The organism is Nocardioides sp. DN36 (genome assembly GCF_055380375.1).
In genome coordinates this window covers 4702241-4725424 of record NZ_AP043823.1, presented here as the reverse complement: position 1 = coordinate 4725424, position 23184 = coordinate 4702241, and the positions used below count along the sequence as shown (strand labels likewise).

Annotated in this window: 30 protein-coding genes; 9 read left to right on the top strand and 21 right to left on the bottom strand. The window is 71.2% G+C overall.

Translation table 11 applies throughout. From position 1 onward, the window contains the following. From rplE to rpsJ, 14 genes are all read right to left on the bottom strand, one after another. Positions 1-573: a 50S ribosomal protein L5 gene (gene rplE / locus ACZ43H_RS23695; protein WP_379184583.1), complete on the bottom strand. Its 573-nt coding sequence runs from the start codon at positions 571-573 to the stop codon at positions 1-3. Then, positions 573-938: a 50S ribosomal protein L24 gene (rplX, locus tag ACZ43H_RS23690; RefSeq protein WP_379184585.1), complete on the bottom strand. Its 366-nt coding sequence runs from the start codon at positions 936-938 to the stop codon at positions 573-575. Before rplX ends, rplE begins: the two co-directional genes overlap by 1 nt. A 3-nt stretch (positions 939-941) precedes the next feature. Then, a complete protein-coding gene (gene rplN, locus ACZ43H_RS23685; protein WP_011757324.1) occupies positions 942-1310 on the bottom strand; it encodes a 50S ribosomal protein L14 in 369 nt (122 codons plus the stop codon). Positions 1311-1408: 98 nt separating this feature from the next. After that, positions 1409-1675: a 30S ribosomal protein S17 gene (gene rpsQ / locus ACZ43H_RS23680; RefSeq protein WP_464586904.1), complete on the bottom strand. Its 267-nt coding sequence runs from the start codon at positions 1673-1675 to the stop codon at positions 1409-1411. After that, complete coding sequence (gene rpmC, locus ACZ43H_RS23675; RefSeq protein ID WP_464586903.1) at positions 1672-1926, bottom strand: 50S ribosomal protein L29; 255 nt, start codon at positions 1924-1926, stop codon at positions 1672-1674. Before rpmC ends, rpsQ begins: the two co-directional genes overlap by 4 nt. Further along, positions 1926-2345 (bottom strand): 50S ribosomal protein L16, encoded by a 420-nt coding sequence (gene rplP / locus ACZ43H_RS23670; RefSeq protein ID WP_379184588.1) that lies wholly within the window; start codon positions 2343-2345, stop codon positions 1926-1928. Before rplP ends, rpmC begins: the two co-directional genes overlap by 1 nt. 3 nt (positions 2346-2348) lie before the next feature. Next, the gene (rpsC, locus tag ACZ43H_RS23665) at positions 2349-3173 is read right to left on the bottom strand and encodes a 30S ribosomal protein S3 (RefSeq protein WP_379184590.1); all 825 of its coding nucleotides are present in this window, start codon (positions 3171-3173) and stop codon (positions 2349-2351) included. After that, complete coding sequence (rplV, locus tag ACZ43H_RS23660; protein WP_464586900.1) at positions 3173-3613, bottom strand: 50S ribosomal protein L22; 441 nt, start codon at positions 3611-3613, stop codon at positions 3173-3175. Before rplV ends, rpsC begins: the two co-directional genes overlap by 1 nt. Continuing rightward, positions 3610-3891: a 30S ribosomal protein S19 gene (gene rpsS / locus ACZ43H_RS23655; RefSeq protein ID WP_091025716.1), complete on the bottom strand. Its 282-nt coding sequence runs from the start codon at positions 3889-3891 to the stop codon at positions 3610-3612. Before rpsS ends, rplV begins: the two co-directional genes overlap by 4 nt. A gap of 16 nt (positions 3892-3907) precedes the next feature. Then, positions 3908-4741: a 50S ribosomal protein L2 gene (rplB, locus tag ACZ43H_RS23650; RefSeq protein ID WP_464586898.1), complete on the bottom strand. Its 834-nt coding sequence runs from the start codon at positions 4739-4741 to the stop codon at positions 3908-3910. Between the two features lie 26 nt (positions 4742-4767). Next, a complete protein-coding gene (gene rplW / locus ACZ43H_RS23645) occupies positions 4768-5073 on the bottom strand; it encodes a 50S ribosomal protein L23 (protein WP_344146508.1) in 306 nt (101 codons plus the stop codon). Then, a complete protein-coding gene (rplD, locus tag ACZ43H_RS23640; protein ID WP_464586895.1) occupies positions 5070-5708 on the bottom strand; it encodes a 50S ribosomal protein L4 in 639 nt (212 codons plus the stop codon). Before rplD ends, rplW begins: the two co-directional genes overlap by 4 nt. Positions 5709-5710: 2 nt before the next feature. Beyond that, entirely contained in the window at positions 5711-6370 is a 660-nt protein-coding gene (gene rplC / locus ACZ43H_RS23635; RefSeq protein WP_464586893.1) for a 50S ribosomal protein L3, read from the bottom strand. 10 nt (positions 6371-6380) lie between these two features. After that, the gene (gene rpsJ, locus ACZ43H_RS23630) at positions 6381-6689 is read right to left on the bottom strand and encodes a 30S ribosomal protein S10 (RefSeq protein ID WP_008360994.1); all 309 of its coding nucleotides are present in this window, start codon (positions 6687-6689) and stop codon (positions 6381-6383) included. Positions 6690-7250: 561 nt separating this feature from the next. On the opposite strand from rpsJ, the gene ACZ43H_RS23625 reads away from it, so the two are divergent. The 5 genes from ACZ43H_RS23625 to ACZ43H_RS23605 are packed head-to-tail and all read left to right on the top strand — an operon-like array spanning position 7251 to position 12432. Then, the gene (locus ACZ43H_RS23625) at positions 7251-8366 is read left to right on the top strand and encodes a hypothetical protein (RefSeq protein WP_464586891.1); all 1116 of its coding nucleotides are present in this window, start codon (positions 7251-7253) and stop codon (positions 8364-8366) included. Further along, complete coding sequence (locus ACZ43H_RS23620; RefSeq protein ID WP_464586889.1) at positions 8363-8977, top strand: DUF4129 domain-containing protein; 615 nt, start codon at positions 8363-8365, stop codon at positions 8975-8977. The genes ACZ43H_RS23625 and ACZ43H_RS23620 overlap by 4 nt, the downstream gene beginning before the upstream one ends. Further along, positions 8974-10110 carry a DUF4350 domain-containing protein gene (locus ACZ43H_RS23615; protein ID WP_464586887.1) on the top strand — a complete coding sequence of 379 codons (1137 nt, stop codon included), beginning with the start codon at positions 8974-8976 and terminating at the stop codon, positions 10108-10110. The genes ACZ43H_RS23620 and ACZ43H_RS23615 overlap by 4 nt, the downstream gene beginning before the upstream one ends. Then, positions 10107-11117: an AAA family ATPase gene (locus ACZ43H_RS23610; protein WP_464586885.1), complete on the top strand. Its 1011-nt coding sequence runs from the start codon at positions 10107-10109 to the stop codon at positions 11115-11117. Before ACZ43H_RS23615 ends, ACZ43H_RS23610 begins: the two co-directional genes overlap by 4 nt. A 28-nt stretch (positions 11118-11145) precedes the next feature. Continuing rightward, positions 11146-12432, top strand: a complete 1287-nt coding sequence (locus ACZ43H_RS23605) for a DUF58 domain-containing protein (protein ID WP_464586884.1) — start codon at positions 11146-11148, stop codon at positions 12430-12432. Positions 12433-12445: 13 nt separating this feature from the next. Here the strand turns inward: ACZ43H_RS23605 and ACZ43H_RS23600 are convergent, their stop codons facing one another. Further along, positions 12446-13441: a stage II sporulation protein M gene (locus ACZ43H_RS23600; protein ID WP_464586882.1), complete on the bottom strand. Its 996-nt coding sequence runs from the start codon at positions 13439-13441 to the stop codon at positions 12446-12448. Between the two features lie 23 nt (positions 13442-13464). On the opposite strand from ACZ43H_RS23600, the gene ACZ43H_RS23595 reads away from it, so the two are divergent. Continuing rightward, a complete protein-coding gene (locus ACZ43H_RS23595) occupies positions 13465-14274 on the top strand; it encodes an RDD family protein (protein WP_464586881.1) in 810 nt (269 codons plus the stop codon). Between the two features lie 47 nt (positions 14275-14321). Here ACZ43H_RS23595 and ACZ43H_RS23590 read toward each other — a convergent pair whose 3' ends face one another. Both ACZ43H_RS23590 and ACZ43H_RS23585 read right to left on the bottom strand, forming a co-directional pair. Further along, the gene (locus ACZ43H_RS23590) at positions 14322-15437 is read right to left on the bottom strand and encodes a WD40 repeat domain-containing protein (protein WP_464586879.1); all 1116 of its coding nucleotides are present in this window, start codon (positions 15435-15437) and stop codon (positions 14322-14324) included. After that, positions 15434-15937: a SigE family RNA polymerase sigma factor gene (locus ACZ43H_RS23585; RefSeq protein WP_464586877.1), complete on the bottom strand. Its 504-nt coding sequence runs from the start codon at positions 15935-15937 to the stop codon at positions 15434-15436. Before ACZ43H_RS23585 ends, ACZ43H_RS23590 begins: the two co-directional genes overlap by 4 nt. 127 nt (positions 15938-16064) lie before the next feature. Between ACZ43H_RS23585 and ACZ43H_RS23580 the strand changes: the two genes are divergently transcribed. The 3 genes from ACZ43H_RS23580 to ACZ43H_RS23570 are packed head-to-tail and all read left to right on the top strand — an operon-like array spanning position 16065 to position 18563. Beyond that, entirely contained in the window at positions 16065-17408 is a 1344-nt protein-coding gene (locus ACZ43H_RS23580; protein ID WP_464586876.1) for an aspartate aminotransferase family protein, read from the top strand. Continuing rightward, the gene (locus tag ACZ43H_RS23575; RefSeq protein ID WP_464586875.1) at positions 17405-18115 is read left to right on the top strand and encodes a tetratricopeptide repeat protein; all 711 of its coding nucleotides are present in this window, start codon (positions 17405-17407) and stop codon (positions 18113-18115) included. The genes ACZ43H_RS23580 and ACZ43H_RS23575 overlap by 4 nt, the downstream gene beginning before the upstream one ends. A 46-nt stretch (positions 18116-18161) precedes the next feature. Beyond that, positions 18162-18563 (top strand): hypothetical protein, encoded by a 402-nt coding sequence (locus ACZ43H_RS23570; protein WP_464586872.1) that lies wholly within the window; start codon positions 18162-18164, stop codon positions 18561-18563. An 11-nt stretch (positions 18564-18574) separates the two neighbouring features. On the opposite strand, the gene trmB is transcribed toward ACZ43H_RS23570, so the two are convergent. The 4 genes from trmB to fusA form a co-directional block, all read right to left on the bottom strand. Next, complete coding sequence (gene trmB, locus ACZ43H_RS23565) at positions 18575-19297, bottom strand: tRNA (guanosine(46)-N7)-methyltransferase TrmB (RefSeq protein WP_464586870.1); 723 nt, start codon at positions 19295-19297, stop codon at positions 18575-18577. Further along, on the bottom strand, positions 19294-19758 hold the full coding sequence (locus tag ACZ43H_RS23560) for a hypothetical protein (RefSeq protein ID WP_464586868.1): 465 nt from the start codon (positions 19756-19758) through the stop codon (positions 19294-19296). Before ACZ43H_RS23560 ends, trmB begins: the two co-directional genes overlap by 4 nt. Positions 19759-19846: 88 nt before the next feature. Further along, the gene (tuf, locus tag ACZ43H_RS23555) at positions 19847-21040 is read right to left on the bottom strand and encodes an elongation factor Tu (protein ID WP_379184627.1); all 1194 of its coding nucleotides are present in this window, start codon (positions 21038-21040) and stop codon (positions 19847-19849) included. 83 nt (positions 21041-21123) lie between these two features. After that, entirely contained in the window at positions 21124-23184 is a 2061-nt protein-coding gene (gene fusA, locus ACZ43H_RS23550) for an elongation factor G (protein ID WP_464590906.1), read from the bottom strand.

Below are 23184 nucleotides of genomic sequence, written 5' to 3'. Positions count from 1 at the left end.
TCAGTTCTCCTTGAACGGGAAGCCGAGCTGCTTGAGCAGCGCCCGACCCTGGTCGTCGTTGGTGGCAGTGGTCACGATGGTGATGTCCATGCCGCGCGACCGGTCGATCTTGTCCTGGTCGATCTCGTGGAACATGACCTGCTCGGTGAGACCGAAGGTGTAGTTGCCACGACCGTCGAACTGCTTGGGCGAGAGGCCGCGGAAGTCGCGGATACGCGGCAGCGCGAGGGACAGCAGGCGGTCCAGGAACTCCCACATGCGGTCGCCGCGCAGCGTGGTGTGCGCACCGATCGGCATGCCCTCGCGCAGCTTGAACTGCGCGATGGACTTGCGGGCCTTGGTCACCAGCGGCTTCTGGCCGGTGATCGCGGTGAGGTCCTTGACCGCACCCTCGATCAGCTTGGAGTCGCGAGCCGCCTCGCCGACGCCCATGTTGACCACGATCTTGGTCAGGCCGGGCACCTGCATGACGTTCTTGATGTCGAACTCGGACTGCAGCGCGGGGAGGATCTCCTCGCGGTAGCGGGTCTTCAGACGCGGGGTGACCGCGGCCGAGGTCTGGGTCTCGGTCATCAGATCTCCTTGCCGGTCTTGCGCGAGATGCGGACGCTGCGCGTCGACGAGTACGTCGAGCCGTCCGGGCGGCGCTTGGTGACCTCGTCGCGGCGGAAGCCGACCCGGGTCACGCCGTCGCCCTCGACGAGCATCACGTTCGAGACGTGGATCGGGGCCTCGGCGGTGATGATGCCGCCGGTGGTGCCCGCGCGGCCGCCCTGGTTGACGACCTTGGTGTGCCGCTTGATGCGGTTGACACCCTCGACGATCACCCGCTGCTCCTCACGGAGCACCTGGATGACCTTGCCCTCGGCGCCCTTGTCCTTGCCGGCGATCACCTTGACGGTGTCGCCCTTCTTGATGTTCACGCTGTTCTTGCCCATGAGTCAGAGCACCTCCGGCGCGAGCGAGATGATCTTCATGAACTTCTTCTCGCGCAGCTCGCGGCCCACCGGGCCGAAAATGCGGGTGCCTCGCGGCTCGCCGTCGTTCTTGAGGATGACGGCGGCGTTCTCGTCGAAGCGGATGTACGAACCGTCCGGACGGCGACGCTCCTTCACGGTGCGCACGACAACGGCCTTGACGACGTCACCCTTCTTCACGTTGCCACCGGGGATCGCGTCCTTCACGGTGGCGACGATGACGTCGCCGATACCGGCGTAGCGCCGACCCGAGCCGCCGAGAACACGGATGCAGAGGATCTCCTTCGCACCGGTGTTGTCGGCGACCTTGAGTCGCGACTCCTGCTGGATCATTGTCTCTCCTGGTTGTCGAGCTGGTTCTCAGCACCTCGTGGGCGGTGAGCCTGGCCGAACTAGTGGGGTCTTGTTCCTCGGGCCTAGGCCGTCGGGGCTTACTTGGCCTTCTCGAGGATCTGCACGACGCGCCAGCGCTTCGTGGCGGACAGCGGCCGGGTCTCCATCAGGAGGACGCGGTCGCCGATGCCGCACTCGTTCTGCTCGTCGTGCGCCTTGAGCTTGCTGGTGCGACGCATGACCTTGCCGTACAGCGCGTGCTTGACGCGGTCCTCGACGGACACGACCACGGTCTTGTCCATCTTGTCGCTGACGACCAGGCCCTCACGGACCTTGCGAGCGTTGCGCTCAACTGCCTCGCTCATGCGGCACCATCCTCGTTGTGCTCAGCTGCATCATTCTGGCCCGGGGCGGTCCGGATGCCGAGCTCGCGCTCGCGCACCACGGTGTAGATCCGGGCGATGTCCTTCTTGACCGTGCGAAGCCGGCCGTGGCTCTCCAGCTGGCCGGTGGCCGCCTGGAAGCGGAGGTTGAAGAGCTCCTCCTTGGCCTCGCGCAACTTGGCCTCGAGGTCGATGTTGGTCATCTCGTCGAGCTCGTGAGCAGTCGTAGCCATCAGAATTCACCTGCCTCACGGGAGACGAAGCGGCACTTCATGGGGAGCTTGTGCATCGCACGGCGCATGGCCTCGCGAGCAATCTCCTCGGAAACACCGGAGAGTTCGAACATGACACGGCCGGGCTTGACGTTGGCGACCCACCACTCCGGCGAGCCCTTGCCGGAACCCATGCGGGTCTCGGCGGGCTTCTTGGTCAGCGGGCGGTCGGGGTAGATGTTGATCCACACCTTTCCACCACGCTTGATGTGACGGGTCATCGCGATACGCGCCGACTCGATCTGGCGGTTGGTCACGTAGTGGCCCTCGACCGCCTGGATGCCGAAGTCGCCGAAGGCGAGCTTCGTGCCACCCTTGGCAGCACCCGTCCGCTTGGGGTGGTGCTGCTTGCGGTGCTTGACACGACGGGGCATCAACATGGGTCAGGCCTCCTTCGGGGCGTCAGCTGCGGGGGCAGCGGCCTCGGCCGGAGCGTCCGTCGCCGGAGCCTCGGCAGCGCGGTCCGAGCGGTTCGGACGGTCGCCACGCGAGCCACGGTTCGGACGGTCGCCCCGCGTGGGGCGACCACCGCGACCGGGGACACCGGCGCGGGCAGCGGCCTGGGCCTGGCGCTCGGCACGGGTGCCGGCGACCTCGCCCTTGTAGATCCAGACCTTCACGCCGATGCGGCCGAAGGTCGTCTTGGCCTCGTAGAAGCCGTAGTCGATGTCGGCACGCAGCGTGTGCAGCGGGACGCGACCCTCGCGGTAGAACTCGGTGCGCGACATCTCGGCGCCGTTGAGGCGGCCGGAGCACTGGATCCGGATGCCCTTGGCACCGGAGCGCATCGAGGTCTGCATCGCCTTGCGCATGGCACGGCGGAACTGCACGCGGCCGGCCAGCTGCTCGGCGACGCCCTGGGCGACGAGCTGGGCGTCGACCTCGGGGTTCTTGACCTCGAGGATGTTCAGCTGCACCTGCTTGCCGGTGAGCTTCTCCAGCTCGCCGCGGATGCGGTCGGCCTCGGCGCCACGGCGACCGATGACGATGCCCGGGCGGGCCGTGTGGATGTCCACACGGACGCGGTCGCGGGTGCGCTCGATCTCGACCTTGGCGATGCCGGCCCGCTCCATGCCCTTCGAGAGCAGCTTGCGGATCGCGACGTCCTCACCGACGTAGCTCTTGTAGAGCTTGTCGGCGTACCAACGGCTCTTGTGGTCCGTCGAGATCCCCAGGCGGAAGCCGTTCGGGTTGATCTTCTGTCCCATCAGGCACTCTTCCTGTTCTTGGGGGTCGCCTTCTTGTCTGCGACCACGGCGGCCGGCTGGACGGCCAGCGTGATGTGGCTGGTGCGCTTGTTGATGCGCGTCGCCCGGCCCTGTGCACGCGGACGCCACCGCTTCATCGTCGGGCCCTCGTCGACCCGGCCCACGGTCACGACCAGGTCGCCGGCGTCGAGACCCTCGGTGGTCTCGGCGTTGGCGATGGCGCTCTCGAGGACCTTGTAGACGGTCTCCGAGGCGGCCTGCGGCGCGAACTGCAGCAGGGCGAGGGCCTCGTCGACACGCAGGCCACGGACCATGTCGACGACACGCCGGGCCTTCATCGGCGAGATCCGCACGAAGCGTGCGGTCGCGAAGGCGCCCGGCTGGTCACCGAGCAGCGACTCGCGGCGGGCGCTGGTGCGCTGACGCTCAGTGGTGCTCATCGGCGGCGTCCCTTCCGGTCTTCCTTGACGTGCCCGCGGTAGGTGCGGGTGGGAGCGAACTCCCCGAGCTTGTGGCCGACCATCGCGTCGGTCACGAAGACCGGCACGTGCTTGCGACCGTCGTGCACGGCGATCGTGTGACCGATCATGTCCGGCACGATCATCGACCGGCGCGACCAGGTCTTGATGACGTTGTGGGAACCCTTGGCGTTCTCCGCGTCCACCTTCTTCTGGAGGTGGTCGTCGACGAAGGGACCCTTCTTCAGGCTGCGAGGCATCTCGTTACTTCCCTACTCAGCGCTTCTTGCCGGTCTTGCGGCGACGGATGATCTGGGAGTCGCTGGCCTTGCGCTTGCGCGTGCGGCCCTCGGGCTTGCCCCAGGGGGACACCGGGTGGCGACCACCGGACGTCTTGCCCTCACCACCACCGTGCGGGTGGTCGACCGGGTTCATGACCACACCACGGACGGTCGGGCGCTTGCCCTTCCAGCGCATGCGGCCGGCCTTGCCCCAGTTGATGTTGGACTGCTCGGCGTTGCCGACCTCGCCCACCGTCGCGCGGCAGCGCACGTCGACGAAGCGCATCTCGCCCGAGGGCATGCGCAGCGTCGCGCGGGAGCCCTCACGGGCGACCAGCTGGGCGCTGTTGCCGGCCGAGCGGGCGATCTTCGCACCGCCGCCGGGACGCAGCTCCACGCAGTGGATGGTGGTACCGACCGGGATGTTGCGCAGCGGCAGGTTGTTGCCCGGCTTGATGTCGGCCGCGGGGCCCGACTCGACCGCGGTGCCCTGACGCAGGTCCTTCGGCGCGATGATGTAGCGCTTCTCGCCGTCGGCGTAGTGCAGCAGCGCGATGCGCGCGGTGCGGTTGGGGTCGTACTCGATGTGGGCGACCTTCGCCGGCACGCCGTCCTTGTCGTAGCGACGGAAGTCGATGATGCGGTAGGCGCGCTTGTGACCGCCACCCTGGTGCCGGGTGGTGATCCGGCCCTGGTTGTTGCGGCCGCCCTTCTTGGGCAGCGGACGCGTCAGCGACTTCTCCGGCGTAGTCCGGGTGACCTCGACGAAGTCGGCGACCGACGAGCCACGACGGCCCGGGGTGGTCGGCTTGTACTTGCGGATAGCCATTTCTCAGTCCTCTGTCAGTCGCCCGGTCAGGAGACCGGACCTCCGAAGATGTCGATGCGGTGGCCCTCGGCGAGGCTCACGATCGCGCGCTTGGTGTCGGCACGCTTGCCGAGACCGTTGCGGGTGCGGCGGGTCTTGCCCGCACGGTTGATCGTGTTGACCGACGTGACCTTGACGTTGAACACCTTCTCGACCGCGATCTTGATCTCGGTCTTGTTGGCGTCGGGACGCACGATGAACGTGTACTTGTTCGCGTCGAGCAGGCCGTAGCTCTTCTCGGACACGACCGGCGCGATCAGGATGTCGCGGTGGTCCTTGTGCAGGGTGCTCACTTCGAAGCCTCCTTGGCGGTGCCGGACACGAACGCGTCGTACGCGCCCTTGGTGAAGACGACGTCGTCGGAGGCCAGCACGTCGTAGGTGTTGAGCTGGTCGACGGCCACGATGTGCACCTGCGGCGCGTTGCGCAGCGACAGCCAGGTGAGGGCGTCGTTGCGCTCGAGCACTACGAGGAAGTGCGCACGGTCCGACAGGCCGGTCAGGGCGGTCAGCGCCGACTTGGTCGACGGCTTGTCACCCGAGAGCAGCGACTCGACCACGTGGATGCGGTCGTTGCGGGCCCGGTCGGAGAGGGCACCGCGCAGGGCGGCGGCCTTCATCTTCTTGGGGGTGCGCTGGTCGTAGCTGCGCGGCTGCGGGCCGTGGACGGTGCCACCGCCGGCGAACTGCGGCGCGCGGGTCGAGCCCTGGCGGGCGCGGCCGGTGCCCTTCTGCTTGTAGGGCTTCTTGCCACCACCGCGGACCTCGCCGCGGGTCTTGGTGGCGTGCGTGCCCTGACGAGCGGCAGCCTGCTGGGCCACGACCACCTGGTGGATCAGGGGGACGTTGACCGCGACGTCGAAGATCTCGGCGGGCAGGTCCACCTTGACGGTCTTGACCGTCTCCTTGGATGCGGACTTGGTAGCCATGCTCACGCCTCCTGGGTCTTCTTGGCGGCCGAGCGGAGCACCACGAGACCACCCTTGGGGCCGGGGACGGCGCCCTTGAGCAGGATCAGGCCCTTCTCGGTGTCGACGGCGTGGACGGTGACGTTCTGGGTGGTGACGGTGTCAGCACCCATCCGGCCGGCCATGCGCACGCCCTTGAACACGCGACCCGGCGTGGCGCAGGCGCCGATCGAACCGGGCTTGCGGTGGTTGCGGTGGGCACCGTGCGAGGCGGACACACCGGCGAAGCCGTGACGCTTCATGGTTCCGGCGAAGCCCTTGCCCTTGCTGGTGCCGGTGACGTCGATCTCCTCGCCCGCGGCGAAGGTGTCGACGGCCAGCTCCTGGCCCACGGTGTAGGTCGAGGCGTCCGCGGTGCGGATCTCGACCAGGTGACGGCGCGGAGTGGTGCCCGCCTTGGCGAAGTGACCGGCGCGCGGCTTGTTGACCTTGCGGCCCTCGATCTCGCCGTAGCCGACCTGGACGGCGTTGTAGCCGTCGGTGGCGGGCTGGCGGACCTGGGTGACCACGTTGGTGCTCGCGGCGATCACGGTCACGGGGACGATGCGGTTGTTCTCGTCCCACAGCTGGGTCATGCCGAGCTTGGTGCCCAGCAGGCCCTTCACGTTGCGTTCGAAAGTCATGTCAGTGACCTCAGAGCTTGATCTCGATGTCGACACCGGCAGGCAGGTCGAGGCGCATGAGCGAGTCGACCGTCTTCGGCGTGGGGTCGATGATGTCGATGAGGCGCTTGTGGGTGCGCATCTCGAAGTGCTCGCGGGAGTCCTTGTACTTGTGGGGCGAGCGGATGACGCAGTACACGTTCTTCTCGGTCGGCAGCGGCACGGGGCCGGCGACCTTCGCACCCGTGCGGGTGACGGTGTCCACGATCTTGCGCGCCGAGGTGTCGATCACCTCGTGGTCATAGGCCTTGAGCCTGATGCGGATCTTCTGTCCCGCCATAGGTCTCTCTCGTCCTTAGTCAGTCTGTACCGGCCCTTGCGAGCCGGAACCGCGTGCCTTCATTTCTCGACCTGGCCCCGGGTGAGGCCCTGCCGCCCTGCTCCTCCACCCCACTGCCCGGCCTTCCGACCGACCCCCGCGGTCGGGCGTGTCGCGTCTGTTGGGCGCAACACGAGACCGGGGTCCCGCAATGTTGTTGGTGGCACTCGACGGGTTCGTCGAGCTGATCGGGTCTCCTCCCCTGCGAAAGTGCAGAGCCGGTGCGGCCGCACGCCAAACCACCGAAACCTCACAAGGAGACGCGATTCAGTAGTCAAGGTTGTGTGTGCCGCACCCCGGCGACCCGCCGGAGCAACCGGACTATCTTGGCAGAGATCCCGCGCAGGGCCAAATCGGTTCGAGGACCTGCACGACGAGGCGGCGACGCGGCCGCCACCTCGGCTCCACCGGTGTCCGGAAGACCCTCCGACAGTACGCCGGCACCGGCTCCGGCGACGACTCCGCGACGTCTGCTCTGACAAGATGAGCGCGCCCAGCGACCGTGGCGCAGAGGGGGATCCGATGTCGGGCAACGAGTGGTACCCACCGCCGGGTCCCGTGCCGCCCCCACCGCAGCAGCCCCAGCAGCCTCCGCCACCCGGCTGGGCCGCCCCTCCCCCGCAGCCCGCGACGGCGTGGGCGCCGTACCCGGGCCCGGTGTCGATGCCACCCCCGGCCCCGGGGATGCTCGGCGCCGCGCACAAGCCGGGGGCGCTGCCGCTGCGGCCCCTCGGCATCGGTGACATGTACGACGCGGCGTTCCGCATCATCCGGTTCAACCCGAAGGCGACCGTCGGGTCCGCCGTGCTCGTCGCCGCCGTGGCCATGGCCATCCCGGTCCTCGTCACAGCCCTGCTGTCCTGGAGCGTCGACCTCTCCCTGGACCAGTCCGGGGAGGACATGTCCGGCGCCGACGTCGCCGGGCTCGTCGGCGCCTTCGGCTCCCTCGGCCTGGGCAGCATGCTGCAGTCCATCGGCCTGGTCCTGGTGACCGGGATGATCGCCCACGTGACCATGGCCGCGGCGATCGGCCGGCGGCTCACGCTGGGCGAGGCATGGCGGGCCACGCGCGGCAAGCGCTGGCGGCTGATCGGGCTGACCGTGCTCCTGGGCGTGATGCTGCTCGCGATCCTCACGGTCTACGCGCTGTCGTGGATCCCCGCTGTCATGCTGCTCGACGGCTGGGAGGTCGCGGTCTACGGGCTGGTCACCGTGCCGCTCTTCCTCTGCTTCCTGGTGTGGTTCTGGATCCGGGTCTACTACCTCCCGGTGCCGGCGCTGATGCTCGAACCCGTCGGGATCCTCGGGGCCATCGGCCGCGGCTTCCGCCTCACCCGACGGCAGTTCTGGCGCACCTTCGGCATCGCCCTGCTCACCGTCGTGATCGCCCAGGTCGCCGGCTCGATGCTGTCCCTGCCGATCTCGCTGCTGGGCCAGGGCCTGCTCGTCGGCTCCGGGTCCGTGCGGTTCGCGGTGCTGGCGCTGGTGCTGACCAACGCTCTGAGCTCCGTCGTCTCCGCGGCCTTCGTCGCGCCCTTCACCACCACGGTGGCCTCGCTGCAGTACGTCGACCAGCGCATGCGCAAGGAGGCCTTCGACGTCGAGCTCATGTCCCGCGCGGGGCTGACCGCGTCGTGACCCCGCTCCGGCTGGCCGAGCCGCCCCTGACCCCGTCCGGCGACGAGGGCCGGTCCTGGCTGCGCAAGGAGCTCCTGCACCCGGAGTACCACCAGCAGAACGTCGTCGAGCAGGTCGTCACCTGGCTGCAGCGACAGGTGGACCGCGGGGTCGCCGCGGCCAGCCACGCCCCGCCGCTGTCGACGTTCGCGGCCATGGTGGTGTTCCTGCTGCTCGTGGCCGGCCTCGTCTGGCTGCTGTCCCGGGTCCGCCGCACCCCGCGGCGGCCCTCGGGGGCCGGCCCGGTCCTCGAGGACGATCCGGTGACCGCTGCCGAGCTCCGCGACCGTGCCGAGCGGGCCCTCGTCGAGGGACGCCACGCCGATGCGCTGGTCGACGGCTTCCGCGCCCTCGCGATGCGGCAGGTGGAGCGCGGCCGGCTCGACGACGCACCGGGCGCCACCGCGCACGAGGTCGCCGGCGCCCTCGCGGCGTCGTACCCCGAGCAGCGTCCGCGGGTCGACGCGTGCGCGTCGCTCTTCGACCAGGTGCGGTACGGCGACCGACCGGCCACCCGCGACCAGGCCGCGGCCGTGCTCGCCCTGGACGACGACCTGGGGGTGCGCCGGTGACCACGACCTCGGCGGCGCCACCGGTGCGGTCCGGCTGGTGGGTGCGGCAGCGGTCGACCCTGCTGATCGTGGCCGCGCTCGCGGCCGCGGTGCTGGTCGTCGTCGTCCTCGGCCTGGGCAACGTGCGCACGTCCGCGCCGCTGGACCCGGACAACCCCGACCCCGCCGGCGCCCAGGCGCTCGCGCGCGTGCTCGAGGACCACGGCGTCGAGGTCACCGTGGTCCGGGGCGCGGACGCGCTGGCCGACGCCGGCGCCGGTCCCGGCACCACCGTCCTGGTCACCTCGACCGAGCAGCTCGGCGACAGCACCTCGCGCCGCCTCCTCCGCGACACCCGGGGCGCCCGGCTGGTGCTCGCCGCGCCCGGGCCCGGGACGACCGAGGCGCTGGGCGTGGACGGGTTGCCGTTCCAGGTCGCCCTGGCGGGTCCCCGGCCGGCCGGGTGCGCCGAGCTCGCGGACCTCTCCCTGGAGGTGGACGGGGCACTGGAGTACCCCGGGCCCGGGGGCTGCTTCCGCGGGGAGCACGGGGCCGTGGTCGCCACCCCGCGGCCCGGCCTCACCCTGCTGGGTGCCGACCAGGCGCTCAGCAACGACCAGGTGCTCCGGGCCGACAACGCGGCGGTGGTTCTTCGCCTGCTCGGCGGCCAGGGCCGGCTCGTGTGGTACGTCCCCACGGTCGACGACCTGGTCGGGGACGACGGGGTCAGCCTCTCCACCCTGCTGCCCCGCTGGATCCGGCCCGGGCTCTGGCTGCTCGGCCTGGCCACGGCGGCGCTCGTGGTGTGGCGGGCCCGCCGGCTCGGCGCGCTGGCGACCGAGCCGCTGCCGGTCGTGGTCCGCGCCATCGAGACGACGCGCAGCAGGGGGCGTCTCTACCGCCGGTCCGGCGACCGGGCGCACGCCGCCGAGGCTCTCCGGTCGGCCTCCCGTGCCCGGGCCCGCGAGCGCCTGCGGCTCGGCGCCGGGGACGACGACACCCTCGTGCGTGACGTCGCGCGGCACCTCGGCCGGCCGGTCGAGTCGGTCGCCGCACTGATCGGCCCCCGCTCTCCTGCCCCCACCACCGACCGAGACCTGATCACCCTGGCCGACCAGCTGGCCGAGCTCGACAGAGAGGTACGCCTGAGATGAGCGACACCGGAACCACCCAGGCCGACCACGCGGCGGTCAGCGGCGCGGACGACGCGGGTGAGCGGGCCCGCGAGCGGCTGGCCGCCGTACGCACCGAGGTCGCGAAGGCCGTCGTCGGGCAGGACGCCGCCGTCTCCGGCCTCCTGGTCGCCCTGCTGTGCGGCGGCCACGTGCTGATGGAGGGCGTGCCCGGCGTGGCCAAGACCCTGCTGGTGCGGACCCTCGCCGGCGCCCTGTCGGTCGAGACCCATCGGGTGCAGTTCACGCCCGACCTGATGCCCGGTGACATCACCGGCTCGATGGTCATCGACGGCAACCGCGGCGAGCTCAGCTTCCGCGAGGGGCCGCTGTTCACCAACCTGCTGCTGGCCGACGAGATCAACCGGACGCCGCCGAAGACCCAGTCGGCGCTGCTCGAGGCCATGGAGGAGGGCCAGGTCTCGGTCGACGGTGTCTCGCGGGCGCTGCCACGGCCGTTCCTGGTCGCCGCCACGCAGAACCCCGTGGAGTACGAAGGTACCTACCCGCTGCCCGAGGCCCAGCTGGACCGGTTCCTGCTCAAGGTGGTGCTGCCGGTGCCGGAGCGGGAGGCGGAGCTGGAGATCCTGCGCCGGCACGCGGACGGCTTCGACCCCCGCGACGTCGCCGGGGCGGGGGTACGCCCGGTCGCCGGCGCCGAGGACATCGCCGCGGGCCAGGCCGCCGTGCGCCGCGTGCAGGTCTCCCCCGAGGTGGCCGGCTACATCGTCGACATCGCGCGGGCGACCCGCCAGTCGCCCTCGCTGAGCCTGGGGGTCAGTCCCCGGGGCGCGACGGCGCTGCTGCGCTCGGCGCGCGCCTGGGCGTGGCTGACCGGCCGCGACTTCGTGACTCCCGACGACGTCAAGGCGCTCGCCCACGCCACCCTTGTCCACCGGTTGGGGCTGCGGGCCGAGGCCGAGCTCGAGGGCGTCGACGTCGCGCAGGTCCTGGCCAGCGCGCTCGGCTCGGTGCCGGTCCCCCGATGACCCGTCACCGCTGCGGGCGGGTGCGCTGATGGTCCTGCGCGGTCGCGTCCCGCTGCTCCTGCTGCTGGGCCTGGTCCCGGTGGTGCTGCGCCCGACGATGGGCACGGTGTGGCTGTGGGTGCTCGCGGCCGGGCTCCTGGTCGGGCTCGACTGGCTCCTGGCACCCGCTCCGCGGGTGCTCGCGCTCACGCGCCCACCGGTGGCACCCGTCCGGCTGGGCCAGCCGACGGCGACGCTGCTGGTGGCGACCGCCACGCATCGGGTCCGCGCCGAGGTGCGCGACGCCTGGCAGCCCAGTGCCGGCGCCTCCGGGAACCGGCACCGCCTGCGGCTGGCCGCCGGTGAGCGGACCGTGCTCCGCACGTCGCTCGAGCCACACCGCCGCGGCGACCTGCGTGCCGTGGGGGTCACGGTGCGCACCCTCGGCCCGCTCGGCCTGGCCGCACGGCAGCAGACCCGCGAGGTGACCGGGACGGTGCGGTCCCTGCCGCCGTTCGGGGCCCGCAAGCACCTGCCGAGCCGGCTCGCCCGGCTGCGCGACCTCGACGGCCGGGCCGCGGTCCGGGTGCGCGGGCAGGGCACGGAGTTCGACTCGCTGCGGGAGTACGTGCGCGGCGACGACGTCCGCTCCATCGACTGGCGCTCCAGCGCCCGCAACCGCAACGTCGTCGTGCGCACCTGGCAGCCCGAGCGCGACCGGCGGGTCGTGCTCGTGCTCGACACGTCGCGCACGTCGGCGGGCCGGGTGGACGACGTGCCCCGGCTCGACTCGGCGATGGACGCCGCGCTGCTGCTGGCCGCGCTCGCCGCCCGCGCCGGCGACCGGGTCGACTTCGTCGCCGGCGACCGTCGGGTGCGCAGCCGGGTCCGCGCCGCCGGGGCCTCGGACGTGGTGCGGACCCTGCAGGACACGATGGCCGACCTCGAGCCGGTGATCGCCGAGGCCGACTGGGCGTCGCTGGCCGGCGCCGTGAGCGGGTTCGGCCGGCAGCGGGCCCTGGTCGTGCTCCTCACCCCGCTCGAGCCCTCCGCGGTCGAGGAGGGGCTGCTGCCGGTGCTTCCGGCACTGACCCGCCATCACCGGGTCGTGCTCGCCTCGGTGCGGGACCCGGCGCTCGAGCAGCTGGCCGCCACCCGCGGCACGCTCGACGAGGTGTACGACGCGGCCGCGGCCGAGCAGGTGCTGGTGCGCCGTCGCCGGACCGCGGACCTGCTGCGTGCCCTCGGCGTCGACGTGGTCGACGCCGACGCCGAACGGCTCCCGCCCGCCCTCGCCGACCACTACCTCGGGCTGAAGGCCCGCGGCCTGCTCTGACACCTCGGTCCCGTCAGGCCTGGGTGGCGACGCGGTCCTCGAGGAGGGCGGCGTCGATGTCCCCGGTGTGCCCGCGGTGGACCGCGGCGCGCCCCAGCACGAACACGTAGGCCATGAAGCAGGCCTCCGCCACGATCCCGATCCCGATGCGCGACCACGTGGGCAGGCCCGAGGGCGTCACGAAGGCCTCGATCAGGCCGCTGACGAACAGCACGGCCACGAGCCCGAGGGCCACCGTGCCGGCCGTGCGACCCTCGCGGGCCAACGACTGGCTGCGGGACAGCTCACCGGGCTCCACCCACGACCAGAACAGCCGCAGCCCCACCCCGCCGGCGACGAAGACAGCCGTCAGCTCGAGCATGCCGTGGGGCAGGATCAGGCCCCAGAAGTGCCCGCCGTGACCGTGCCGGGTCATGATCGAGCCGATCACCGCGAGGTTGGCGATGTTGCGGAAGAGCAGCAGCACGATCGGGAACCCGAGCACCCCGAGTGCCAGGCAGAGCGCGGAGACCCAGGCGTTGTTGACCCAGACCTGGGCGGCGAAGTGGGAGGCGGCGTACTCGCTGTAGTAGCCCTCGAAGTCCTGGTTGACCAGCTGGTCGACCTGGTCGGGCGAGAGCAGCGACTGCTCGACGTTCGGGTGGTCGAGCAGCCACAGCATCATCACCGCGGTCACCACGACGTTGGCCGCGAGCGTGCCCAGCCACCACCACCGCAGCCGGTACAGCGCGGCGGGGAACCGGTCGACGAAGAAGGACGAGACCCCGCGCCAGGTGCCGACCCGGGTCCCGGACGCCCGGTTGCGGGCGCGGGAGAGCAGCGAGGACAGGTGTGCGATCAGCGAGGCGTCCGGCGCGGAGGTGCGGACGACGGACAGGTGCGTGGCGACCTGCTGGTAGCGCTCGACGAACTCGTCGCTCTCGGTCCCCGTCAGCCGCCGCCGGCGGGTGAGCTCCTCGAGGCGACGCCACTCGTGCGCGTGCGCGAGCACGTAGGCGTCGAGGTCCACGAGGTCACCCTATGCTGACCGCGATGTCGACTCCGGAGTTCGCGACGCTGACGACCGATGACCTGGTGACGGGCGAGGCGGTCGCCCTCGACCTGCCCCCGGCCAGCCTCGGTTCCCGCATCGCCGCGGGGCTGATCGACGTCCTGCTGACGGTGCTGCTCCTGGTCGGGGTGGTCCTGCTGCTGACGGTGGCGGCCCTGCAGACCGACCAGGCGCTGATGACCGTCGCCTTCATCGGCACCCTCGTGCTCGTGTTCGTCGTCTTCCCCACCACGGTCGAGACCCTCACCCGCGGCAAGTCGCTGGGCAAGTGGGCCTTCGGCCTGCGGACCGTCCGCGACGACGCCGGCCCGATCTCGTTCCACCACGCGTTCGTGCGCGCGCTGGTCGCGGTCGTCGAGGTCTACGCGTTCTCGGGCGGCCCCGCGTTCTTCGCGGCGCTGCTGAGCTCGCGCGGCAAGCGGTTGGGCGACTACGCCGCCGGCACGTACGTCGTCCGCGAGCGGGTGCGGCTGCGGCTGGCTCCGCCCGCCCAGATGCCCCCGCCGCTGGCCGCGTGGGCGGCGTCCGCGGACATCGTCTCGCTGCCGACCGGGCTGGCGCTGGCCGTCCGGCAGTTCCTGGGCCGGCTGCCGCAGATCGACCCCGTCTCGCGGGCCACGATCGGCGGCCGGCTCTCGGCGCAGGTGCAGGAGCACGTCGCTCCCCCGCCTCCGCCCGGCACCCCGCCGGAGGCGTTCCTGGCCGCGGTGGTCGCGGCCCGGCGTGAGCGTGACTCCGCCCGCCTCGCGCGCGAGGCCGAGCTGCGCCGGCGGCTGACAGCACGGTCGTGAGGCCGGTGGAGTCACCGGCCGGCCGGGGCGAGCGAGCCGATCCCGGCTCACTCCGAGAGGCTGACCTCACCAGGGACGGGCAGCGCCACGCAGGTCAGCTCCGTCGCCGAACAGGACCACAGTCCGTGAGCACCGCCGTGGGTGACGACGAGCAGCCCGTCCACATCGCCGCCCGCCTCCTCGAAGCGGACCTCCTGGGGCACACCGTCGAGGCCGCGCAGGGCGTGCACCTGCTCCCCGTCCCAGACGTGCACGACCGCGGAGGTGTCGTCGGCGGTCGGCTCGATCGTCGCGGCGGCCGCGGCGTACGACGCCAGGGTCGGGCTCGCCCCGGGCAGCACCGCGGTCCGCTCGGCCGTGCCCGAGCGCAGGTCGTAGACGTTCGTCTCGCCGGACGGGCCGGCGACGAGCACGCGGCCCATGGCCAGCTGGGCGCCCCAGCTGTCACCGCCCTCCTGGGTGGGGACCGCGGTCTCGCCACCCGTCGGGGTGTGCAGCACCAGGTCGACGTTCTCCGAGACCAGCACCCCCTCGGCACTCACCGCGGAGACATAGCTGCTGCGCGGGACGTCGACGCGGAACTGCACGCGGTCGGCCTTGACGTCGAAGACGGTGACGGTGTGCCCCAGGTCCATCCAGGCGAGGTACCGGCCGTCGCCCGAGAGGGCCACGCTCTGCACCGGTCCGGCGACCGGGCTCTCCTCACGGGGGTAGGCGAGGTCACGGCCCTGGCCCTCGTGGTCCGTGTCGCGGCCGAGCACCACCACGTGGCTGTCCCCGTCGAGGGCGTAGACGCGCTCGGAGGTCCAGCCGATGACGCCCTCGGACCGCAGGCCCGGCTGGTGGATCGTCCCGGACCGGTCCAGGGAGGTCAGCTGGCCGTCGCGGACGAACCAGACGGTGGCCGGCACGTTCCCGGTGGCGACCGGCCCGCCCTCGGCCACGGGCACCTCGGTGCCGGAGGGGCGGTCGAGCAGGTGGGTGACGACGGTGCCGCCGGCGGCGAGCACGGCCGCCGCGGCGCCGGCCAGGAGGGCGCGGCCGCCGACGTGCCGACGGCGCTCGGCCCGGACCCGGGCGCGGAAGGCCACCTCGTCGACGGGCGGGACCTCGATGGTGTCGCGGACCTCGACGAGTGCGGCGCGGATCTCGGTGCTGGTCATGACATCTCCTGGGCGAGCTCGAGGGTGGGCAGCGCGGCGCGCAGCCGCTTGAGGGCGTGGTGGGTCTGGCTCTTGACCGAGCCGACCGAGCAGCCGAGCTCGCGGGCCGTGGCCTCCTCGGTGAGGTCCTCGACGTAGCGGAGCACGAGGGTCGCCCGCATCCGTGGCGGCAGCTTCCTGATCTCGCCCCACAGCGCGAGGTGGTCGGCGCGCACGTCGACTCCGCCGCCGTGCCCGGCGTCGGGGAGCTCGTCGGTCACGACCTCTCGACCGCGGTGCCGCCACTGCCGCGACATCTGGTTGACCATCGCCTGGCGCACGTAGGCGTCGGCGGCCCGCTTGTCGCGGATCCCGTCCCACTTCACGCAGGTCCGGGCCAGCGCGCCCTGGAGGAGGTCCTCGGCCTCGTGGCGGTCCCCGGTGAGGAGGTACGCCGTCCGGTAGAGCGGCCCCCAGCGAGCCGCCATGAACTCGCTGAACGAGAGCTCGGTCCCTGCCATCTGCTGTGTCCTCCTGGTCGGTGGGCCGTCAGGAGGAGAAGACCCGAGCGACCCCCGAAAGGTTGAGCGGACAACGTACCCAGTCCTGACGCTGCCGCCCGGACGTCGCGGTCACTACGGTGAGCCCATGATCGACCGCAGCCGACTGGCCACCCTCCGCGCCGACGAGGACGCCAGGTTCGTCCGCGATCACCCGCGGTCCGCCGAGCTCGCCGAGCAGGCGGGCTCGTCGCTGCTCGCGGGCGTCCCGATGCCGTGGATGACCCGTTGGCCGGGAGCGTTCCCGCTCTTCCTCGACCACGCCTCCGGCGCCCGGCTGGTCGACGTGGACCAGGTGTCGTACGTCGACCTGTGCCTCGGCGACACCGGCGCCATGACAGGCCACGCGCTGCCGGCGGTGGCCGAGGTGATCGGGCAGCAGGCCCGGGCGGGGGTCACCACGATGCTGCCCTCCCCCGACGCCGTCTGGGTCGGTGAGGAGCTGGCCCGCCGCTTCGGGCTGCCCCGCTGGCAGATGGCGATGTCGGCGACCGACGCCAACAGGTTCGTGCTCCGCTTCGCCCGCCACCTCACCCGGCGACCGCGGATCGCGGTCATGGACTGGTGCTACCACGGCACCGTGGACGAGACCCTCGCCGTCCTCGACGGGTGCCGGGTCGTGCCGAGGCCGGGAGCCCTCGGACCCCAGGTCGACGTCGCGGAGACGACGGCCGTGGTGCCGTTCAACGACGTCGACGCGCTCGACCGCCGGCTCGCGCAGGGCGACGTCGCCTGCCTGCTGATGGAGCCGGCGCTGACCAACATCGGCATCGTGCTGCCCGACGAGGGCTACCTCGAGGCGGTGCGCGAGGTCACCCGGCGACACGACGTGCTGCTCGTCAACGACGAGACCCACACGCTGTGCGCCGGACCGGGCGGGGCGACCGCGGCCTGGGGGCTGGACCCCGACTTCGTGGTGGTCGGCAAGCCGATCGGCGGCGGGGTCCCGGTGGCGGCGTACGGCATGACCGCCGCGGTCGCCGAGCGGCTGGCCGGCCCGATGCTCGGCCACGAGATCGACGTGGCCGGCGTGGGCGGGACCCTGACCGCCAACGCGCTGGCGATGGCCGCGACCCGCGCCACGCTCTCCTCCGCGCTCCGCGAGGAGGACTACGCCGTGGCGGTGCCCCTGGCCGAGAGGTTCACCGACGGTGTCGCAGGGGTGATCGCGGAGCACGGCCTGCCCTGGCACGTGCAGCGGCTGGGCTGCCGGGCGGAGTACTGGTTCTGCCCGCCGCCCCGCAACGGCGCCGACGCCGCGGCCGCCGTGGACGAGGAGCTCGAGGGCTTCTTCCACCTGTGGGCGCTCAACCGCGGCGTGCTGCTCACGCCGTTCCACAACATGGCCCTGTTCTCGCCCAGCCACACCGAGGCCGACGTGGATCGGCACACCGAGGTGTTCGGCTCGGCCGTCGCCGCGCTGCTCGGATGATCGACCCCACCCCGCTGTGGGACTTCGAGGACCCGGTGGCGTCCGAGGCCCGCTTCCGCGCGGCGGCCGAGGAGGCCGAGCCCGAGGACCGGCTGCTGCTGATGACGCAGGTCGCCCGGGCGCTCGGCCTGCAGGAGAGGTACGCCGAGGGACATGCGGTGCTTGACGACCTGTCGCCCACCGGTGAGGTCGTGGCGGTCCTGATCGCCCTCGAGCGCGGCCGGCTGCTGCGGTCCTCGGGCGCACCCGACGAGGCTCGGCCGCTCTTCGAGGCCGCGGCCCGCAGCGCATCGGAGGCCGGGCTCGACGTGCTGCACGTGGACGCTCTGCACATGGTCGCGCTGGTCTCGGAGCCCGCCCGGCAGCTCGCCCTGGGCCAGGAGGCGCTCCGCGTCGCGCGGGCCTCCTCCGACCAGCGGGCGCGCGACTGGGACGCCTCCCTGCTGAACAACATCGGCATGGCGCACGCCGACGCCGGCGACTTCGAGGCCGCCCTGGCGTCGTTCGAGGAGGCGCTGGCCGCCCGGGAGCGGATCGGCGACCCGGCGCGCACCCGGGTCGCGCGCTGGATGGTGGCGTGGACGCTGCGCAACCTCGGCCGGCACGAGGAGGCGCTCGGGATCCAGCGGGCCCTGAAGGCCGAGCTGGACGCGGCCGACCTGAGCGACCCCTACGTCGACGAGGAGCTCGCCCTCCTCGAGGAGTGACGCACGCTCCGTTGTCCGGCCCGCGTCGCCGTCGTACCTTCGAAGGGTGGAGCAGGACCCGGTCCCGGGGATCCTCGAGCTGCTGGCAGTGATCGCGCTGGTGGGCGTCGTCGTCAGCCGCCGCAGCCTGCTCGTGGCCCTGGCGGGCCGGGCCCGGCGGCGGCTGCTGCCCACGCCGGTCCGCCCGCCCGGTCGGCCCATCGAGGTCATCGCCGCGGACGCGCGCCGGCTGCGTCGCCGCTTCGAGTGCCCGCCCCCGGGCCTCCGGTTCGCGAAGTACGAAGGGATCCGGCGGGCCTACGACGCCGTGCTGGGCGAGGGCTGCGTGGCCGTGGGACGCGAGCACCTGCTCGACGTGCTGCGGCCCGGGCTCGACCACGACGCCGAGCGGGCTCGGGTGGAGGAGCTGCTCGACGCCTACGGCTTCCACCTGCAGGACGTCGCCTGAACCGGTGCGGGTCAGCGGCGCCGGTAGGCCAGGTCGGTGATGGTCCGGCCGGCCGCCAGCCCCTTGCGCTCGAACTTGGTCACCGGTCGCTCTGGCCACCGCTCGGTGACCCCACCCTCGAGCAGAGGCTCCGCGTCCAGCACCTCGACCATCTGCTCGGCGTAGTCGGCCCAGTCGGTGGCCAGCCGCCACTCCGCTCCGGGAGCCAGCCGGGACGCAGCCAGGGCGGCGAAGGCCGGCGTCACCAGGCGGCGCTTGTGGTGCCGCTTCTTGTGCCACGGGTCGGGGAAGAAGGTCCACAGGCCGGCCAGGCTCCCCGGCTCGACCAGGTGCTCCATCGACCAGACGGCGTCGACCGAGCAGAAGCGCACGTTGGTCGCCCCGGTCGCGGCCACGCGCCCCAGCCCCTCGGCCACGCCCGGACGCCACACCTCGAGGGCGAGGACGTCGTACGACGGCCGGGCGGCCGCCAGCGCGGCCGTCGCCTCGCCGACGCCGGACCCGATCTCGATGATCAGCGGGGCCTCCCGCCCGAAGGCCTGCGTGAAGGAGAAGCCCGGGCGGTCCACCGCCTCGTCGGGCACGACCCACGCCTCGTGGTGGGTCTCCCAGGCCTCCCGCTGCCGGGGCGTGAACCGGCTGCCACGACGCGCGTAGGTCAGGACCTCCCGCATCCGCCGACCGTCCTCGGTCAGCTTCTCGTGCGGGCGCGCGGGGCGGACTCGCTCGTTCACGTGTCTGTCTCCTCTGGGAACTGATTGGCGGTGGAGTCGTAGCTGTGCGCGGTGACCAGGCAGGCCGTGGTCGCCGGGACGTCCTGCTGCAGGTTCGCCAGCCGCAGCCAGAGTCCACGCAGGGCGCGGGCCGCGGCCGACGCCTCCCGGTCGAAGCGCTCGGTGTCGCCGTAGCCGGTCTTCCACTCGCCGTAGGAGGCGGCGCGCGCCTCGGCCAGCCGCAGGGTGTCCCGCTCGACCGCCGCCCACAGCGTCGCGGCGTCCAGCTCCTCCGGGGCGCCCAGGGGCTCGAGCCACGTCAGCCAGCGACGGAGCACGGCGTCGGAGTCGGTCATCCGCAGCAGCTGCCAGCTGCCGACGCCCACGACGCGGAGGAACGCCTGCACCGCGCCGGCGGTCGCCGGGTCCCATTCGCCGCGCTCCGCCAGGAGCGCGAGGGCTCGTTGCTCGTCGTCGGCCATGGGCACATCCTCTCCTCGCACGCAGAACGGCCCCGGACCGAGGTCCGGGGCCGTTCTGGTGGATCAACCGGTCAGTGACCGGCGGCGATCACTTGGTGATCTTGGTGACCCGACCGGCACCGACGGTACGGCCGCCCTCGCGGATCGCGAAGCGCAGGCCCTCGTCCATGGCGATGGGCTGGATCAGCTCGACAGCCATCTCGGTGTTGTCACCGGGCATGACCATCTCGGTGCCCTCGGGGAGGGTCACGACGCCCGTCACGTCCGTGGTGCGGAAGTAGAACTGCGGACGGTAGTTGTTGAAGAACGGCGTGTGGCGGCCGCCCTCCTCCTTCGAGAGGATGTAGACCGAGGCCTCGAAGTTGGTGTGCGGGGTCGTGGTGCCCGGCTTGATGACGACCATGCCGCGCTCGACGTCCTCGCGCTTGGTGCCGCGGAGGAGCAGACCGACGTTCTCGCCCGCCTGGCCCTCGTCGAGGAGCTTGCGGAACATCTCGACGCCGGTGACGGTCGACTTCTGCGACTTCTCGCGGATGCCGACGATCTCGACCTCCTCGTTCACCTTGACGATGCCGCGCTCGATACGACCGGTGATGACGGTGCCACGACCGGTGATCGTGAAGACGTCCTCGACGGGCATCAGGAACGGCTTGTCGGTGTCACGCTCGGGGGTCGGGATGTAGTCGTCCACGGCCTGCATGAGCTCGGCCACCGACTCGCCCCACTTGGCGTCGCCGTTGAGGGCCGGGAAGGCCGCAACGCGCACGACCGGGATGTCGTCGCCCGGGAACTCGTACTCGGAGAGGAGCTCGCGCACCTCCATCTCGACGAGCTCGATGAGCTCCTCGTCGTCGACCATGTCGCACTTGTTCAGCGCGACGACCAGGGCGGGCACGCCGACCTGGCGGGCGAGCAGGACGTGCTCGCGGGTCTGCGGCATGGGGCCGTCGGTGGCGGCGACCACGAGGATCGCGCCGTCCATCTGAGCCGCACCGGTGATCATGTTCTTGATGTAGTCGGCGTGACCCGGGCAGTCGACGTGCGCGTAGTGGCGAGCCTCGGTCTGGTACTCGACGTGCGCGATCGAGATGGTGATACCGCGCTGACGCTCTTCAGGGGCCTTGTCGATCTCGTCGAACGGCGTGAAGGGGTTCAGGTCCGGGTACTTGTCGTGCAGCACCTTGGTGATTGCTGCGGTCAGCGTCGTCTTACCGTGGTCGATGTGACCGATGGTGCCGATGTTGACGTGCGGCTTGGTCCGCTCGAACTTCGCCTTAGCCACGGTGGGCTCCTCCTGGTTGGGTTGTTACTTGACTCGTGAATTCAGTGTTGCGTGCCGAGGATCCTCGGCGGTAACCGGGGTGGTTACTCGCCGCGGACCTTCTTGATGATCTCGTCGGCGATGTTCGAAGGAACCTCGGCGTACGAGTCGAACTCCATCGAGTACGAGGCCTGGCCGGAGGTCTTGGACCTCAGGTCGCCAACGTACCCGAACATCTCGGACAGCGGCACGAGGGCGTTGATGACCATGTCACCGTGACGCTCCTCCTGTGCCTGGATCTGGCCGCGCCGGCTGTTGATGTCACCGATGACCGTGCCGAGGAAGCTCTCGGGGGTGGTCACCTCGACGGCGAACATCGGCTCGAGCAGGACCGGCTTGGCCATGCGGGCGGCCTCCTTGAAGGCCTGGTTGCCGGCGATCTTGAACGCGAGCTCGGACGAGTCGACGTCGTGGTAGGCGCCGTCCTCGAGGGTGAACTTCACGTCGACCATCGGGTAGCCGGCGAGCACGCCGAACTCCATGGCCTCCTGGCCGCCCTGGTCCACCGACGGGATGTACTCGCGCGGGACGCGACCGCCGCTGACGTTGTTCGCGAACTCGTAGCCCGCACCGGTGCCGGTCTCGGGGTCGATGTTCGGGCCGAGCGAGATGACGACCTTCGCGAACTGGCCCGAACCACCGGTCTGCTTCTTGTGGGTGTAGCTGTGGTTCGTGACCTCCTTGCGGACGGTCTCGCGGTAGGCGACCTGCGGCTTGCCGACGGTCGCCTCGACGCGGAACTCGCGCTTCATGCGGTCGACCAGGATCTCCAGGTGGAGCTCACCCATGCCGGCGATGATCGTCTGGCCGGTCTCCTCGTCGGACTTGACCGTGAAGGTCGGGTCCTCGTCGGAGAGGCGCTGGATCGCCATGCCCAGCTTCTCCTGGTCGGACTTGGTCTTGGGCTCGATCGCGACCTCGATCACCGGGGCCGGGAACGTCATCGACTCGAGCACGACCTGGTTCTGCGGGTCGCAGAGCGTGTGACCGGTCTTGGTGTCCTTCAGGCCCATGACGGCGACGATCTGGCCGGCGCCGACCGACGCGATCTCCTCACGCTTGTTGGCGTGCATCTGGTAGACCTTGCCGATCCGCTCCTTGCGGCCGTTGACCGAGTTGACCACGGTCGAGCCGGCCTCGAGCTTGCCGGAGTAGACCCGGACGTAGATCAGCTTGCCGAGGTGCGGGTCCGAGGCGATCTTGTAGGCCAGGCCGGAGAACGGCTCGTCGTCGGAGGGCTTGCGGACGATCTGCTCGTTCTCGTCCTTGACCGAGTGACCGACGATGCCGTCGATGTCGAGCGGCGAGGGGAGGTACTTCACGACCGCGTCGAGCAGGGGCTGGACGCCCTTGTTCTTGAACGCCGTGCCGCACAGGACCGGGTTGAGCTTGTCGGCGAGGGTGGCGCGACGGATCGCGGCCTCGAGCTCCTCGACGGTGAAGTCCTCGCCCTCGAGGTACTTCTCCATGATGTCGTCGTCGGCCTCGGACAGGGTCTCGAGCAGCTTCTCGCGGTACTCGGCGGCCTGCTCCGCCATCTCCGCGGGGATCTCCTCGACCTCGTAGTCCTCACCCATCTTGGTCTCGCCGCGCCAGGTCAGGGCACGCATGCCGACCAGGTCGACGACACCGAGGAAGTCGGACTCCGCGCCGATCGGGAGCTGGAGCACGAGGGGGGTGGAGTTGAGGCGCTCGACCATCATGTCGACGCAGCGGAAGAAGTCCGCGCCGGTGCGGTCCAGCTTGTTGACGAAGCACATCCGGGGCACGGAGTACTTGTTCGCCTGGCGCCACACGGTCATGGTCTGGGGCTCGACACCGGCAACGCCGTCGAACACCGCGACGGCACCGTCGAGGACGCGCAGCGAGCGCTCGACCTCGGCCGTGAAGTCCACGTGGCCCGGGGTGTCGATGATGTTGATCTGGTGGTTCTTCCACCAGCAGGTCGTCGCGGCGGACGTGATGGTGATGCCGCGCTCCTGCTCCTGCTCCATCCAGTCCATCGTGGCAGCGCCCTCGTGGACCTCACCGATCTTGTAGGTGATGCCGGTGTAGAACAGGATCCGCTCGGTGGTGGTGGTCTTGCCGGCGTCGATGTGCGCCAT